A 16,865-nucleotide genomic window follows, 5' to 3' on the forward strand; every position below is an offset into this window, starting at 1 on the left:
TTCCAATAGTTATGGATTTTAATTAATAGTTTTTTTTGGATTTTGGAATTTTAATATTGGAATTTATATTTTAGATGCTTTTAGTTTACACACATAATATCACACCCCGATTAAAGTACGTATTTAAGCATGTTTGTACACGCGTTTTAGGTTTTGAGGTTTCTTTTACCACGAAGGTTGAAGAATTTATTGCGCACGATAGCTTAAAAATATCTTATACAAAACAGCAACTTAGCAACGAATTTTTTATTAAGAGTCATGAAATTTTATATGACCAAGGTTTAAATGATATCGAAATAAATGTACAACCTTGGAAACAGACCAAATGCTTCTTTTTTAATGGTGAAAAAAGTGCCATTCCTTTCGATATTTTTGCAGCATCATTTTATTTGCTTTCAAGATATGAAGAGTATTTACCCCATGTAAAAGATGATTTTGGACGCTTTCTAGCAACCGAAAGCATTGCGTTTAAACATAATTTTTTACATCAGCCTGTTGTAGATATTTGGGCCTATAAATTTAGGGATGCCTTAAAAACACAATTCCCAGACTTTGAGTTTCCCGAAAGAACTTATAGCGTAAAACCAATAATCGATGTACCAAGTCCCTATCATTTTAAATTGAAAGGCGTCATGCGAAGTTTTGGAGGTAGCTTAAAAGACTTATTTAAATTTGAATTTAAAAGTTTTTACAATAGATTTATCGTTATTTTCGGGTTGAAACACGACCCGTACGATACCTTTAAATATATAATTAATAAACAAAAGCAAAGTAAATTTAAGTTTTTGTTTTTCTTTTTAATAGGCGATTTTTCTACGTATGATAAAAGTATCAACCCTAATAAACGTAAATTTGTGTCACTTATAAAACATGTGGCCGATTATTGTGAAGTAGGTTTAAAAACTTCCTTTTTCGCACTTGATAATTTTTCTATTTTGAAAAAAGAAAAGCTTAAAATGGAAGATATTATCAATACCACATTAAAAGCATCACGCCAATCGTTTTCAAAATTAAACCTGCCAGAATCGTACAGAAACTTAATAGAATTAGAGGTTTTAGAAGATTACACCATGGGTTATGTAAACCAAATAGGCTTTCGTGCAGGGTCTTGCACCCCTTTTTTCTTTTACGATTTAGATTATGAAATTCAAACACCACTAAAAATCCATTCGTATCATATCATGGATTATGTGTTGTTAAAACATCATTCGTTGCTAGATAAAATAAAAACTTTAAACGAAGTTATTAGCGAAGTAAAGCAAGTAAATGGCGAATTTATTCCCGTGTTTCATAACTATACATTTAGTGATATCGAGCGCTGGAAAGGCTTTAAGGAATTATTTAATATTATTTTAGAATCAGGACATGAAAAGAGCATGTAAAAAGCTGATTATTTAACGTGATTATTAACAGCAAACGGCATGTGACCTTAAGATAAATAAAAAAAACACATGAAAATTAATGGTATAACCGATGTATTTTTCGATTTAGATCATACACTTTGGGATTTTGATAAAAATTCAGAATTAACATTAGATAAAATTTTTAAAATGAACGCGATTGAAGTGGAGTTAAATGACTTTTTATCACATTATCGCGATATCAATTTTCAATATTGGAAACTTTATAGAGACGCGAAAATTGATAAGGAAGTGTTACGCTTTGGTCGATTGAAAGACACCTTTGTGGCAACCAATATTCATGTACCCGATGCTATGGTTCACAAATTATCAAACGATTATATTATTTATCTTACTGATACTAATTATTTGTTTGAAAACACCATTGAGATTTTAGATTACCTAAGTTTAAATTACAATCTACATATACTCTCTAACGGGTTTGAGGAAGTGCAATCTAGAAAGCTATTAAAATCCAACATTCGCCATTATTTTAAAACCATTACTAATGGTGAGGACATTGGTGTTAAAAAGCCACATCCAGAGATTTTTCATTATGCCGTTAAAAAAGCCGAAACTGAAATAAGCAGAAGTATTATGATTGGTGATGGCTATGAAGCTGATATTGAAGGGGCTTTAAATGTTGGGATGGATGTAATTTATTTTGACACTAATAATATGAATATTGAAACGGATGTTAAGCAAATTAAGGGATTAATAGAGATTAAAAATTATTTATAAATATAATATATACTTATTATAACGTTTTAAAATATAGATGATAAAACAGCTATTTACATACACATACATTGTTATTCTAATAAATAGTATGTGTTTATCGTGCTCAAAGCCTGTTGATTTTGATCAAGTAAACGATTTGGAGATTACTCCAGTAATGGAATCTAGCCTTGTTTATTTAAATCAGCCAGCAACGAGTTTTTTAAATGACGGCAACCAAATAAGTACCGTTCAAGACTATGTGCAAGTGCAATTTTTTAATAGTGATTTTATAGTTGATAATTTAGTAAAAGCTGAATTTGTATTTGAAACCACAAATTCCATTAACAGTGGTTTTCAAGTAAAAGTGGATTTTTTAGATGTCAATTCTCAATTACAGCATTCGTTTTCATTCTTGGTAGAAGCATCAACAAATAACTTAAATACAACATCCAATTTTACCGAAGTTTTTCAAGACAATACCTTGCTAGCTTTAAAAAACACATCCATGTTAGTGTTTACTTTAAAAATGCTTTCAGGTACGCCCGTAACTCAAAACACGGTTGGGTATGTAAGTTTAAAATCTAAAGGTGTTTTTTATTTTAATATAGATGCAGATTTATGAGATATCTAGCAATTATATTTTTAGTTACGGGTATGTCGTTCGCACAAAACAAACAAATACTTTATGGTTTTTCAGAAATTCCTCAAACACTAATGCTTAATCCCGGTGGGCAAATTAATAATTCAGGATATTTTGGTTTGCCATTCGTATCCCACATACACGCAAGCGCAGGAATTTCTGGGTTTACAGTTTATGATTTGTTCGCAAATAATGGGGTAGATTTTAATATCAAACTCCGAGATGCTATTTACAATTCCAAACCAAGGGATTTTGGAAGTATAAACCAACAAGTTGAAATTCTATCTGGTGGCTTTGCAATTGGTAATATTTTTAAGAAAAATGAATATATAAGTTTTGGACTCTACCAAGAACTAGACGGTATTTGGTATTTTCCTAAAGATTACGCTATTTTAGCTTTGGAAGGAAATCAGAATAACATAAACAAAGTTTTTAATGCGAGCCATTTAAAACTAAGTGGCGAAGTCATTTCGGTGCTTCATGTTGGGTACAATAAAAAAGTAAATAATCAATTCTCTTATGGTGTGCGAGGTAAAATTTATTCAAACATTTTAAATGTTAACTCCATTAAGAATAGAGGGACTTTTGTTACTGAAATAGGTGATAATAATATCTATAATCACATTTTTAATTTAGATTTAGAATTAAGAACCTCTGGTATTGCAGGTTTTGAAGACAGTGAAGCAGACGATGTTTACAGAGAACTAAAAAAGCGCACCTTAATGGGTGGCGATAAAGGATTGGGTTTTGATATAGGGTTTAGCCATCAAATAAGCAAACAATGGTATGTTGATGGTAGTTTGTTAGATATAGGTTTTATAAACCATTCTAAAGATGTTGAAAATTATTCTATAAAAGGAACCTATCAGTTTGAAGGGATTAATCCGTTTTTTTCAGAATTGGAAACAGGACAAACAGCAAATGATTATTGGAATAAAATTCAAGATGAATTTAGTGAAGTTTTTGAACCCGATACAACATACACTAAATTTACAACATGGCGTCCCATTAAATTAAATGCCTCTTTAAATTATGCTTTTGGTGAAAAAAAAGAAAAAGAATGTAATTGTATAAAAAAGGAAAAAGAGTACCAAAACAGGATAGGGGCACAGTTATATGCTATTAATCGACCAAGACAACCACAGGCGGCCTTAACATTATATTATTACAGAAAACTATTTAAAGGGCTATCAATGAAAACAACTTATACAGCAGATTCTTATAGCTTAAATAATATTGGTTTTGGACTATCTGCAAATTTGGCGAACGTAAATTTTTATGTTATGGCAGATAATTTATTGCAATATAAAAATATTTATGATGCACAAAGTGTATCTTTACAATTAGGTTTTAACTATATATTTAAAAAAAATGAAGACTAAAATTTCAGCACTATTTGTAATATGTTTTTTAACAATTGGGGCATTTGCTCAAACTAATTTAAACAATTATAAGTACATTATCGTACCAAATAAATTTGATTTTTTAAAGGAAGCCGATCAATATCAATTAAATTCTTTAACTGAATTTTTATTCAATAAGTATGGGTTTTTAGCATTAATGGAAGGTTCCACTTATCCTGACGATGTTCTTAAAAATAGATGTTTGGCATTAAAATCGAATTTGATAAAAGACAGCAGTATGTTTAAAACTAGGGTGGCTATAGAACTTAAAAACTGTAACGACCAAGTGGTGTATACTTCAGAAATGGGAGAAAGTAGAGAAAAAGAATATCAACGCGCTTACACTGAAGCATTGAGGAATACTTTCAAATCTATTGAAGCACTTAATTATAAATATGTTCCAAGCACTACTCCTAGCGTAGAAGTTTCACAAGAAGCAGAAATCAAGAATGAAGTTTCAAAAGAAATTCAACAATTAAAAGAGGAAATTCAAAATCTTAAAAAGGAAAAAGAAATTGCGGTGGTTGAAAAGGTAGTGCCAAAGGTTGAAGCTGTGCCACAAGTTCCTGTAAAAGAAGCCATCATTGAAAAAGTTGAAACTGTAAATACACCAGCTATAAAAGAAATGTCAACAGGTGTTTTATATGCTCAAGCCATTGAAAACGGATTTCAGCTAGTAGATAGTACACCTAAAGTGGTTTATAAAATCAAAAAAACGGGTATTGCCGATGTGTATTTAGTAGAAAACAAAAACGCAACATTATACAAAAAAGGCAGTAACTGGATTTTAGAATATTATGAAAATAATGTTTTAAAACAAGAACCGCTTGACATCAAATTTTAATAATAGTTAAGTCGTTTTTTGTTTATTAGTTAAGTTTATTAAACAACTCAACAACAAACTAATACCCATATTTATCCTTCCAACGCTGTTTTAAAAACTCTCGATGAGCATTTTCTCTGGCATTATTTCCAGGGTCGTAAAGTTTGGTGTTTTTTACGATATCGGGCATGAATTCTTGATTAGCAAAATTATTTTCGTAGTTGTGAGCGTATTGGTAGTTTTCACCATAACCCAGTTCCTTCATAAGTTTTGTGGGTGCATTTCTAATATCAATAGGCACAGATAAATCTCCAGTTTCCCTAACCAATTGTTGCGCCTTGCCAATAGCCGTATAAGCGGCATTACTTTTTGGTGAACAGGCTAAATAGGTAGCACATTGGCTTAATAAAATTCTAGATTCCGGATTTCCAATAACAGAAACCGCTTGAAACGTGTTGTTGGCAATAACCAAAGCTGTAGGGTTGGCATTACCAATATCTTCACTGGCAGCAATAAGCAATCTGCGAGCAATAAATTTAACATCTTCACCACCTTCAATCATACGTGCCAACCAATACACAGCAGCGTTGGGATCGCTTCCACGAATGGATTTAATAAACGCTGAAATAATATCATAATGTTGTTCGCCCGTTTTATCGTATCGAACTGTGTTATTCTGAATTTTTTTCAGAACACTTTCATCTGTAATTTCAATTGATTCTCCACTTTCAGAATTTACAATCAATTCAAAAATATTCAGCAGTTTTCTTGCATCACCACCCGATAGCCTTAAAAGCGCATTCGTTTCCTTTAGGTTTATACTTTTTTTAGCTAGATACTCATCATTTTCAATAGCGCGTTTTAAAAGTGTCTCTAAATCGCTCTTATCAAAAGCATTCAAAATGTAAACTTGGCAACGCGATAAAAGTGCAGGGATCACCTCAAAACTAGGGTTTTCGGTAGTTGCACCAAAAAGTGTAATCCAACCTTTTTCAACGGCTTGCAATAACGAATCTTGTTGCGATTTACTAAACCTATGTATCTCATCAATAAACAAAATCGGGTTTTTGGTAGTAAACAAGCCACCACTTTGTTTGGCTTTATCGATAATATCCCGAACATCTTTAACCCCAGAATTTATAGCACTCAAACTGTAAAAAGGTCTGCCAGATTGGGTAGCAATAATGTTCGCCAAGGTTGTTTTTCCCGTTCCGGGAGGTCCCCATAAAATCATAGATGGAATTAACCCTTGCTTTATATGTTGTGTTAACGCACCATTTTCACCAATCAAATGCGTTTGGCTCACATAGTCCTCTAAGGTTTGTGGACGTAATCGTTCTGCTAAGGGTTCGTTCATACTGTAAAATTAAAACAATTCCTTTGTAAAAAGGAATCTCTTTGCTATTAAGTTTTCTTTTTTGGGCGTGTCCCCGAAAAAAAATCGGGGTCGGGCTTTTCGTTACAATCTTTTTGTTCGTGCCTCACAAAAAGGATTTCCACTTCAATCCCTCACGCGTGTGTCTGCCATTTTAGCACACACTTAAAAGTTGGTTAACTATTTGCTATATTTAGTTCTATGAACAACCAAGACCATTTTAAATTTTCAACAGGTGTCGTTGCATACCCCATTAGTTTTGTGCTCATTATTTGGTTGGTATTTTGGTTTGAAGTACGTTTTGGATTCGATTTTAATAAATTCGGTGTTTATCCACAAACTCTAAAAGGTTTACGGGGTGTTGTGTTCAGCCCATTTATTCACGGTAGTATTCAACACCTGTATCATAACACGGTACCATTGTTTGTGTTGTCTATGGCGCTATTCTATTTTTACAGACCCATTGCTTGGAAAGTATTAGTCTTCGGGATTATCGTATCTGGTTTTTTAACATGGTGTATTGGTAGACCTTCCTATCATATTGGAGCCAGCGGAATCATTTACCTTTTAGTAAGTTTTATATTTTTCAAAGGTGTTTTCGCAAAACATTACAGACTCATTGCTTTGTCTTTATTAGTGGTTTTTCTTTACGGAAGTTTAATTTGGTATGCCTTACCCTTAGAAGAAGGCGTCTCGTGGGAAGGTCATTTATCAGGCTTAATCACAGGACTTCTATTTGCATTAACGTTTAGAAAAGCCATAGCAAAACCAAAAAAATATATTTGGGAACAACCCGATTACAATCACGATGACGATCCCTTTTTAAAACATTTCGATGAAAACGGAAATTTCATTGAAAACCTAAATCCAGAAATAGAGCAGGAGCAACCTACAATAAAATATACCTTCAAAGAAAATAAAGAATAGTTCTTAAATAGTAATTCGTAAATCAAAAATCTTAATTCAAGAGTCTTTGTCTCACCGCTTCATATAAAAAAGCACCACAAGCTACCGATACATTTAAAGATTCAATATCACCCAATAAAGGCAATTTTGCTTTAGCATCCACCACTTTTAAAATAGAAGGATTAATACCCCTATCTTCAGATCCCATGATGATGGCACAAGGTTCAGTAAAAGACACATCATAAACGGTGTCATCTGTTTTTTCAGTGGCTGCTATAACTTTAATACCCGAAGCTTGCATATGGAAAACAGCATCTTTAATATGGTCTACTTTACAAATAGGTATTTTAAAAACAGCACCAGCACTTGTTTTGATGGTGTCTCCATTAACAGGTGCACCGCCTTTTTTCTGAATGATTATACCATGAACACCGGCACATTCAGCAGTACGTATAATAGCACCAAAATTTCGAACATCGCTTAATTGATCTAACAGCAAAAACAAAGGTGTTTTTCCAGACTCTATAACGTTCATAACAAGTGTTTCTAAGTCATGAAAAGCGATAGGTGAAATTTGCGCAACGGCACCTTGATGATTGCCTTTAGTTAACCTATTTAGTTTTTCAATAGGGACGTAAGATGAGTTTATTGAATTTTTGCGTATAATCGCTTCTAATTCGCTATATAATTCGCCATGTAAACCTTTTTGAAGAAATACTTTATCTATGGTCTCTTCTGAATTTATGGCCTCTATAATAGCTCGTATTCCGAATATTTGTGTTTGCTTTTCCATTGGGTTAAAGGTATAAAAAAACCGAAGAAATTTATTTCTTCGGTTTAATTTATTGAATTTGTTTTATTATTAATGTTCGTCTTCTAAGAAACCTGTTCTTTTATAACCTTCTATATGGTATATAGTACCTGGATCATCAGAGAATTCTATATCAAATGATATTTTATCTACAGTTCTACCGGATGTGCTTGTAGTGCCATTTTTTGTAATAGATCCATTTGTTACGCTAACTGTTATCTCATAATCATCAACTATACTTTCTAAATTAGAACCCGCAAAAGTTAAGGATGAAATGTCAGCAGGAACAGCTGCATTAAATTCCCAAATATTTCCATGATCATTAATTTGAATAGCAGTACCATCGTCTTCAGGAGTGTTTGAAACTGTAATAACTTGATAACCTATGGCTAAATCGCCATCAACAAATGTTTCTACATGCCAATCTCCTGACATCTCAGAAACTGCAGACTTATCAACTGTCAAATCTGCATATCCTTCTTCATTAGTACATGATACCCCTAATGTTAAGAGAAGAATTAAACTATATCTATATATATTTTTCATAATTACTTTTTTTAATTTTTAAGAAATACTCGGTTAAATATTCCAAAAGAACCAATACTTGTTCGTAGTGAAATACTTACTCCATTAACGAAATCGCCACCACTTGCCGCATTTATAGCTGGATCAGCAAAAACTGGACCGAAGCCAGAAGATTGATTTGGGATTATAACTTGATTTGCAGAAACTTGCACCATAACCACATTAACGCCATTGGGAGGTAAAACATCATCAGCGTTATAAAAGCCATCTGCAATTTTTGTGACGTTCATTTTATGTGCGGCGTTAGTATTTCTTGTATAACTACCAGACAAATCATTAGCACGTACAGCAGCTAAGTCATCAACAACTGCGACAAATCTAAAAGTAGTACCATCAAAACCATCAGCATTGGTTGCTGCATAGGTTAATTTGTATACGCCAATTTTGCTGGTATCCACAAAACCAGTTGTTGTTAAAGGTAGTACTGCTCCCCCTGAAGAAGCAGTAACTCCTGGATCTGTAAAAGTAGTTCCCAGTTCTATTGCCATATATTGGTCTCCTGAAATTTCAAAGTCTGGGTAAAACGTAATTTCAGACCGAATAGGGTTTTCTTCTGTACAAGATACCATCAAAAACACTATTAGCATTAATGACAGACGACTTATATATTTAAATGTTTTTTTCATCTTTTATTTTTTTTAAATTGATTTTACGCTTATTTCTGATCCCACCAAATTTTTTCGGTAAGTGACCCTTTTTGAGTCAAATTAATATTTCTATCAACTTCATCATCTGGGTATAACAAGGTTTTTGGTGTTTGCCCTCCAGCTAAAACAGAACTTTTAGATATTATTAAATTACCTATAGAATAATTTTGAGTTCCAAACGCTACAATCTCTGGGTATTTAGTTCTGGTCAATTCAAAAAACGCTTCCATATTATTAATGTATGCTAAAGAAGCCCATTTTTGTACCATTACTTGTCTTATTGCTGTTTCTACAGTTGCAGAAGGTACATATTCATAAGCACCGCCTGTATTAGTAAGTGCATTTGCTTCCGCAGCTGTTAACCCGTATGTAAGAAATGAATTTAGTACACCTGCATTGTATTTAGCACCTGCACCTGCACCACCAGCATATCTAATTAATGCTTCAGCTTGAAGAAAGTTGCTTTCACTCACTGTCATTAAATAAACAGGGGTATTAGTTTTTATGTTGGGTCTAGAGAATGCCGTGGCTAAAATAGAACCGGTATAAGCCCCTCTATCACCTTGGTCAATAGCTCTGTGCACACTAGGAGTGGCAGTGTTCTTACGGTAAACTGCATCAATTCTAGGGTCACTGTTATCGGTATAAAACTGTAAAAGTGAGGAACTAGCTATGTTATTTACGTCTCCAAGATGTGCAATTTGAACATCATAGAATGGGTTGTTTTTATCTTCTTCAATGTTTTCAGAATATACAGAAAATGTAGCATCAGATTCTAGAAAATTATTTTCAGCTAAAAGAGCGTTTACAGCCGTTGGATTAGCCAAAGTTGTATAAGCCATTCTTAAATACATTTTAAGTTTTAAAGTATTGGCAAATTTTATCCAATCGCTCATATTGGCATTGTATATAACGTCTTGACTTCCTACACTTGAGTCTACAGGTGAATTATCATAATTAGTTAGAGCATTATCGATACTTGATATTAAAGCTGGATAGATCTCCTCTCCAGCATCGGGAGCAGGACTAATATTTTCTTGACTCAAAAGTGCTTCAGAATAAGGAACACTACCAAATAAGTCGGTCAATACTTGAAATGTATAGGCTTCTAGTAACGTCGCGATTAAATAAGAACCAGTATCACCCTCATCTTCTGAAACTTGTTTTACGTATTTTAAATCATTTAAAGCGCCTGCATATAATTCTGTCCACATTCTATTTGCAAAGTCAGCATTCATATTATAAGTGTCGATATCCAAATATTGAGAAGCTGAAGGAGCTTGCGTATGGTATTGGGCCAAAAATCCACCTAAGTTCGTTAAATTCCCGCCCATTGTTGTTGCTATTGATGCTTGGGCAGCGGTCAATACAAAGCTTTTGTCAACTCCAATTGGGGTATTAGGATCTGTATTTATGTTCAAATCTTCTTCACATGATGTTAATATGATTGTAAGAAAAAGAAACTTTATTATATTTTTCATTTGTATTTTTTTAAAATTAATTAAAATCTCGCTTTTAATGTAACACCAAGGCTTTTTGTACTTGGATTAGCACTAAATTCACCAAACTGACTTGATAAATCTGTACCAAACGTAGAAACCTCTGGATCGATAAATTGGTTGGATTCAGGAGTGAATAACAACAGATTTCTTCCTATTAAACTAATTGATAAATCCTCAAAAGGGGTTTTACCTATAATTTTCTTAGAGAATCTATAAGAAAGAATGACTTCTCTTAGTTTAACAAACGATTTATCAATAACATTTTCTCTAGCAATTGCGTCAGCTCTGTAATAATCATCCCAGTGCTCTGTGTCAATTGCAGTAGTATTGGTTTGATAAACACCTGGACTTACTTCCTGTACTGAACCAGGTATGATGTATGGTTGTCTATCGTTTAATGTAGTGGTAATAGAGTTACCAGTAAATCTTGTAATATCTGCAGTTCTAGAAAACATTAATCCGCCTTGTCTTATATCAAAAGTAAAAGCAAAAGAAAGGTTTTTATACGAAAATTCGTTTGAAATACCTAAAGTGTAATCGTATTGTGTATCACCATATACCTCTTTTTCTGAGGAGGCTACTGGTATTCCATTCGCATCAACTACTATGTTACCATTATCATCTCTTTTAGGTACGCTACCTTCTATCAAAGCCAACGGTTCCCCTTCTCTGGCCACTAATGAAGTTGTACTTAAACCACCTAGTGATACTTGATCCAATCTATCATCAAGTTCTTCTAAAATAGCATCATTTGTGGAAAAATTCAAAGTAGTATCCCAGTTAAATCCATCTGGATTATTAAATATACCTAATTTAAGCAAGGCTTCAATCCCTTTGTTTGATATTACTCCAATGTTTGCCGTTTGACTAGTATAACCAGAAGATGCTGCTAGTGGAAGACTCAATATTTGATTTTCAACTTTGGCATCATAATAGGTGAAATCAATAGATATACGATTTTTAAGAAATGACAACTCAGTACCTATCTCAAACTCTTTTCTTCTTTCGGGTTTTAAATCAGGATTTGCAGCTCTATTTCCAATTTCATAAGCATTTGTGCCATTTGCAGGAAATGCCAAACTTCTAAACCCTTGGTTATCTACATTACCAAGAATAATAACTGGATTTACTTGGTATGGATCGGTATCAACACCGGTTTCACCATAACCTACTCTTAATTTTGCATAACTTATGACATCTTTAATTTCAGGGAATGTATTGGTAGCAACCCAAGAACCATTAACGCCACCATATAATACCGATCTATTTTCAACAGGAAGCGTTGAATACCAGTCATTTCTTATATTAGCTGTTATATATAACATGTCGTTATAAGATAATGTGGTTGAATTGAAAACACCATATAATCTTCTTTTGTTAATTACAGAAGATGTAATTGGAGTATTTGTTGAATTTGTTAGTGCAAAATAATCTGGGATATCTTGAGAACTAACTGATGATGAAATACTTGTGTCAAAACGATCATTATAATTAAAACCGAAGGTAGACTCTATCATGAATTTTTCATTTGCTTCTATACTTAAGTTATAAAATAAATCATGATTGAATTGTTTAAAAATAGAAGTTCTTTCAAAATATGAGCCTTCATCTAGAGTACTACTACCAAAGTTTGGAGTACCAGGTAATGGTTTTACTATAGCTTGCCATACCTTTGTATTATCAGTATAAGAATCAATACCAAAACGGTAGCCAATACTTGACCATGAATTTATTTCTGCAGTTACATCGAACGCTCCATAAACGCGTTCTTTTAAATAACCACTTCCATCTTCATTTAAAGTGAAATATGGGTTGGTAACACCATAAGGAGTATAATAGTTGGATATACTATTAAATGGATCGTTTTTATAATCTTTAAATTCTGTAATATCTATATCTGTAGGGATTTGCATTAAATTATTGATTACAGAAAGACCTTGGCCTGAAGCAACTGCACTACCAGATGTGTTAACATAATTTAAACTCCCTCCAAAAGTTAAAAAATCTAATTTGGAATTGAAAGATAGTGTAAGCGTATTTCTTTCGTAACTATCTGATTTGGTTGGGTATATTCCGTCAGATGTTGAATTGTTAACAGAAATCCTACCAGTGGTGTTGTCTGATCCACCAGAAATAGCAACGTTTGTAACATAAGATTCCCCAACATCAAAAAAGTTTCTTAATTGATCTTTTTGAAAAGAATAAGGTTTTAATTTTTGAGAATTGTTTACAACATTGCCCCAAACTTGAACAGTGTTATCAAATCGAGGACCCCAAGATCCATTTTCGCCTAAATAATGTTGTCCATCCCAACCTTGACCGAACTCAGTTTGATAATTAGGAGCTCTTAATAGATCTGAAAAAATCATAGTGGTAGAAACATCTATATCTAATTTAGAAGATTTTCCTTTTTTTGTTGTTATTAAAATAACACCATTTGCTGCTCTAGAACCATAAAGTGCGGTACTTGAAGCGCCTTTTAAAACAGATATAGACTCAATGTTTTCAGGGTTTATATCTCCAGATCCGCGTCCGAAGTCATAAGCACCGTCTAAGCTTGAAGAAAACCTTGAACCATCATTAATAGGAATACCATCCACGATGTATAAAGGTTGGTTGTTCCCGCCTAAGGAGCTAAATCCTCTAATAATAACCCCAGAAGAAGCACCCGGATCAGTAGACGAATTTGAAATCACTACACCTGCTACTTTTCCTTTTATGGCATCAGCCATAGTTGTTTGGGAACCTTCGTTAAGTTGATCTGAATTTACTGTTGTAATTGCAGAACCAATGGAAGCTTTCTCTCTTTTTATTCCTAATGCTGTTACTACAACTTCTTCTAAAGCTTCGGCATCCTCACTCAATTGAACATTAATTGAGCTTGAAGAACCAATTCTAGCTTCTTTAGTTGTATAACCAACAAAACTAAATACAAGAGTAGCCCCCTGATTAGCTTTAATTGAATATTTACCATCGAAATCTGTTGATGTACCCGATTTAGTACCTTTAACTAAGACAGTAGCTCCAGGAAGTGGTAAGCCAGAAGGATCTGATACTGTACCTGAAATAGTCTTTTCTTGTGCGAACGTTAGCTGCACGACAAACGCTAGCAATAGCGTTAGAATTCCACTAAACTTTGTTTTCATTTTATAATTATTTGAATTAGTCAATGCCAAAAATCATAATAAAAAGTTAATAAACCAATAAATTATGGTTAAAATTTGCGATTTAATGCATAAAATTAAGAAAATGACAAATAAGTGCTAAAAATTTGCGGTTAAACTAAGATGTATTTTAGAATTGGAAAGTTTAAATGGGTTATTCTCAATTTTACCGTTTGCGTAATTAAATTTCAGCAGTCCTGTTTTGGTAAAAATGCCAAAACCAAAGCCAATTCCAAAAAGTTTTTCGTCTGTATTAGAAATTTTGTTTTCAAAATAAGCCAAATCGGTAATGCTGTGAACGTAAATTGAATTGTTAAGCTGAAAACGGTACTCTGTATTTAACAATCCCAATAATGTGGCATAAATACTGTTTTCTTCAAACCCTCTGATGGAATTGATGCCGCCAAATCGAATCAATTCATTTTCTAAATAAGTGTTAGAATTAAGTGTTGCGCCATTAGCTCTTATATAAATGCTGTTTTTAAGATCTAAATTGAAGATTTTAAAAGCATCAAAACTCAATAAGGATTGTTTTTCTTGTTGGTTTGATTGGTTCTTTTTTCCAAAATTTGTTTCAAGATAAAATTGAGAATTAATTGGAAATAACAAATTAGAACTTTGATTTTTTAAAAACTGATAAGCTATTGTGTAATAAGTTGTTTTATAATCCAGTATTGTTGCTGATGTAACTTCGTTTAATAAATTATTAGACTGTGTAGATGAAATGCCCGAATAAATTTTATGCTTCGCGTTTATTTGATAATGGATTTTTGCATTTTGATTAACAGTACTAAACGAAGAATCCCTTTTAAAAATGCGTAATGCCAAATCCAAACCAATAGGCGATTTAAATAGGTATGGTAACGACATGTTCGTTTCAAATGTTTTTTGGTCGTTTTCGTCACTTTTATATAATAACCTAAAGGACTCTCCGTAATTTAAATTATTAGTAAGGTTTAAGTTCAAATAGCCATCAAATTGCAGTTTGTTGGTGTCTTCATTTGTGCCAAAGCCTAAAAAGCCATCAAATGAATTGCTTTTGGTTTTTTGAAGATATAAATATAAGGTTGTTGAATCTTTTGAAAACAATACTTCTGGCGATTTCATTTCACTTGCAAACCTTAAATTATTTAATTGTTGGGTTTTTGATTTTATAAGATTCAAATTAAATGTTTGATTGGGTTTGATTTTCAGGTAGTGTTTTAAGTAGGAGCGCGGAAATTTGTCATAACCCTTTATTATAATGTCACTAATTATACGTTTTTCCTTTGGGGTTTCTACAACTAAGTTTGCTTTTAAATCACTTTCAGTATCAATTTCAATATTGGATAAATGCAATTTCGTGAATGGAAACCCTTTTTCAGAAATTTTGGAGTTGATAAAAACTAGAGCATTTTCGAGTTCAGAAAAAGGTATGGTAAAATAATTGTCAAATACTTTTTTTGATAAGGTGTTTAATAGTTTTGGGTCAATATCAGAAGTGTTGTAATATATAGATACATTATTATATTTTTTTTTCAGATGAATTTTTGCTGAAAACATAGAATCATTAATTCTGTTGATGCTATTTAATTCATTTTCAATATATCCAATTTTATACAAGGTTTTTTGAATTGAATCTGCTTCGCTTTTTATAGACAAATAGTTTGCGTGGTTTTTAATGTAACCTATAGAATCAATAGCCGTAGTTTCTGCATCGGCATTTCCATTTATTTTAAGCTGCAAATTTTGGCAAAACAGTGCAGGGGAAAATGTAGTATATATAATAAGGTATAAAAAGAGAGTTTTCCGCACGGTTTAAAAGACTGTTTTGTTCTGTAAATCTAACGGAAAATTGGCGCTAATAATATATCTAATAAAAAAATATTATAAATGATGTGAAAATTAATGAATTAGGGTTTGAAATTCACATTTTAATTTCTACCTTTGCAGCCCTCTTAAAAGAGGATTTTAAAATTTATATATAATATATATGCCAACAATTTCACAATTAGTACGAATAGGAAGAGCCAAAATAACCAAGAAGAGTAAATCGGCTGCTTTAGATTCGTGTCCACAACGTCGTGGGGTTTGTACGCGTGTTTACACTACTACACCTAAAAAACCTAACTCAGCAATGCGTAAAGTTGCTCGTGTTAGATTAACAAATGGTAATGAAGTAAATGCATACATCCCAGGTGAGGGTCACAATCTACAAGAGCACTCGATAGTATTGGTTAGAGGTGGAAGAGTAAAAGATTTACCAGGAGTTAGATATCACATCGTTCGTGGTGCCTTAGACACAGCAGGTGTTGCAGGTAGAACACAACGTAGATCTAAGTATGGTGCTAAACGTCCAAAACCAGGACAGGCAGCAGCTGCACCAGCAAAAGGTAAGAAAAAGTAATTAAAACTTTTAAGAAGAAGACATGAGAAAAAGAGCAGCAAAAAAGAGACCGCTTTTACCAGATCCACGTTTTAACGATCAGTTAGTAACTCGTTTCGTTAACATGATGATGTGGGATGGAAAGAAGTCTGTGGCTTTTAAAGTATTTTACGATGCGATTGACATTGTAGAGTCGAAAAAAACAAACGAAGAAAAAACAGCTTTAGAAACTTGGAAAGATGCTTTATCAAATGTGATGCCTCACGTAGAAGTACGTAGTCGTCGTGTTGGTGGTGCAACATTCCAAATTCCAATGCAAATTCGTCCAGACCGTAAAGTTTCTACAGCTATGAAATGGCTAATTAGCTATTCTCGTAAAAGAAACGAAAAATCTATGGCGCAACGTTTAGCTTCAGAAATTTTAGCAGCAGCTAAAGAAGAAGGAGCAGCGGTTAAGAAAAGAGTAGATACTCACAAAATGGCAGAAGCTAACAAGGCATTCTCTCACTTTAGATTTTAATACA

The 16,865-nt window shown here is 32.9% G+C and carries 15 protein-coding genes; 8 read left to right on the forward strand and 7 right to left on the reverse strand.

What is annotated here, in order from left to right:
* The first annotated feature begins 74 nt into the window (after window positions 1–74).
* The 5 genes from EV196_RS13975 to EV196_RS13995 all read left to right on the forward strand — a co-directional run bounded on the left by EV196_RS13975 (window position 75) and on the right by EV196_RS13995 (window position 5,007).
* Window positions 75–1,382, forward strand: coding sequence for a polysaccharide deacetylase family protein (locus tag EV196_RS13975; protein WP_132218400.1), 1,308 nt, complete (start codon window positions 75–77; stop codon window positions 1,380–1,382).
* A gap of 69 nt (window positions 1,383–1,451) precedes the next feature.
* Entirely contained in the window at window positions 1,452–2,141 is a 690-nt protein-coding gene (locus EV196_RS13980; protein WP_132218401.1) for a YjjG family noncanonical pyrimidine nucleotidase, read from the forward strand.
* A 37-nt stretch (window positions 2,142–2,178) separates the two neighbouring features.
* Window positions 2,179–2,742, forward strand: a complete 564-nt coding sequence (locus EV196_RS13985) for a hypothetical protein (RefSeq protein ID WP_132218402.1) — start codon at window positions 2,179–2,181, stop codon at window positions 2,740–2,742.
* The gene (locus tag EV196_RS13990) at window positions 2,739–4,142 is read left to right on the forward strand and encodes a DUF5723 family protein (RefSeq protein WP_132218403.1); all 1,404 of its coding nucleotides are present in this window, start codon (window positions 2,739–2,741) and stop codon (window positions 4,140–4,142) included. Before EV196_RS13985 ends, EV196_RS13990 begins: the two co-directional genes overlap by 4 nt.
* Window positions 4,132–5,007 carry a hypothetical protein gene (locus EV196_RS13995; RefSeq protein WP_132218404.1) on the forward strand — a complete coding sequence of 292 codons (876 nt, stop codon included), beginning with the start codon at window positions 4,132–4,134 and terminating at the stop codon, window positions 5,005–5,007. Before EV196_RS13990 ends, EV196_RS13995 begins: the two co-directional genes overlap by 11 nt.
* Window positions 5,008–5,065: 58 nt before the next feature.
* On the opposite strand, the gene EV196_RS14000 is transcribed toward EV196_RS13995, so the two are convergent.
* On the reverse strand, window positions 5,066–6,343 hold the full coding sequence (locus EV196_RS14000; RefSeq protein WP_132218405.1) for a replication-associated recombination protein A: 1,278 nt from the start codon (window positions 6,341–6,343) through the stop codon (window positions 5,066–5,068).
* A 219-nt stretch (window positions 6,344–6,562) separates the two neighbouring features.
* On the opposite strand from EV196_RS14000, the gene EV196_RS14005 reads away from it, so the two are divergent.
* Entirely contained in the window at window positions 6,563–7,288 is a 726-nt protein-coding gene (locus EV196_RS14005; protein WP_132218406.1) for a rhomboid family intramembrane serine protease, read from the forward strand.
* A 31-nt stretch (window positions 7,289–7,319) separates the two neighbouring features.
* Here EV196_RS14005 and rlmB read toward each other — a convergent pair whose 3' ends face one another.
* The 6 genes from rlmB to EV196_RS14035 all read right to left on the reverse strand — a co-directional run bounded on the left by rlmB (window position 7,320) and on the right by EV196_RS14035 (window position 15,701).
* Complete coding sequence (gene rlmB / locus EV196_RS14010) at window positions 7,320–8,060, reverse strand: 23S rRNA (guanosine(2251)-2'-O)-methyltransferase RlmB (protein WP_132218407.1); 741 nt, start codon at window positions 8,058–8,060, stop codon at window positions 7,320–7,322.
* 69 nt (window positions 8,061–8,129) lie between these two features.
* Window positions 8,130–8,543 (reverse strand): lipid-binding protein, encoded by a 414-nt coding sequence (locus tag EV196_RS14015; protein ID WP_165876173.1) that lies wholly within the window; start codon window positions 8,541–8,543, stop codon window positions 8,130–8,132.
* Window positions 8,544–8,635: 92 nt separating this feature from the next.
* The gene (locus tag EV196_RS14020) at window positions 8,636–9,289 is read right to left on the reverse strand and encodes a DUF5011 domain-containing protein (protein WP_132218409.1); all 654 of its coding nucleotides are present in this window, start codon (window positions 9,287–9,289) and stop codon (window positions 8,636–8,638) included.
* A 29-nt stretch (window positions 9,290–9,318) separates the two neighbouring features.
* Complete coding sequence (locus EV196_RS14025; protein ID WP_132218410.1) at window positions 9,319–10,791, reverse strand: SusD/RagB family nutrient-binding outer membrane lipoprotein; 1,473 nt, start codon at window positions 10,789–10,791, stop codon at window positions 9,319–9,321.
* 20 nt (window positions 10,792–10,811) lie between these two features.
* Window positions 10,812–13,958 (reverse strand): SusC/RagA family TonB-linked outer membrane protein, encoded by a 3,147-nt coding sequence (locus EV196_RS14030; protein ID WP_243652246.1) that lies wholly within the window; start codon window positions 13,956–13,958, stop codon window positions 10,812–10,814.
* A 117-nt stretch (window positions 13,959–14,075) separates the two neighbouring features.
* Entirely contained in the window at window positions 14,076–15,701 is a 1,626-nt protein-coding gene (locus EV196_RS14035) for a POTRA domain-containing protein (RefSeq protein ID WP_243652247.1), read from the reverse strand.
* 247 nt (window positions 15,702–15,948) lie between these two features.
* Here EV196_RS14035 and rpsL point away from each other — a divergent pair, with 247 nt between their 5' ends.
* Both rpsL and rpsG read left to right on the forward strand, forming a co-directional pair.
* The gene (gene rpsL / locus EV196_RS14040) at window positions 15,949–16,362 is read left to right on the forward strand and encodes a 30S ribosomal protein S12 (protein WP_106659416.1); all 414 of its coding nucleotides are present in this window, start codon (window positions 15,949–15,951) and stop codon (window positions 16,360–16,362) included.
* A 22-nt stretch (window positions 16,363–16,384) separates the two neighbouring features.
* Window positions 16,385–16,861, forward strand: coding sequence for a 30S ribosomal protein S7 (gene rpsG / locus EV196_RS14045; protein WP_117172458.1), 477 nt, complete (start codon window positions 16,385–16,387; stop codon window positions 16,859–16,861).
* The last annotated feature ends 4 nt before the right edge of the window (window positions 16,862–16,865 follow it).

This window comes from Mariniflexile fucanivorans (assembly GCF_004341235.1).
GTDB lineage: Bacteria > Bacteroidota > Bacteroidia > Flavobacteriales > Flavobacteriaceae > Mariniflexile > Mariniflexile fucanivorans.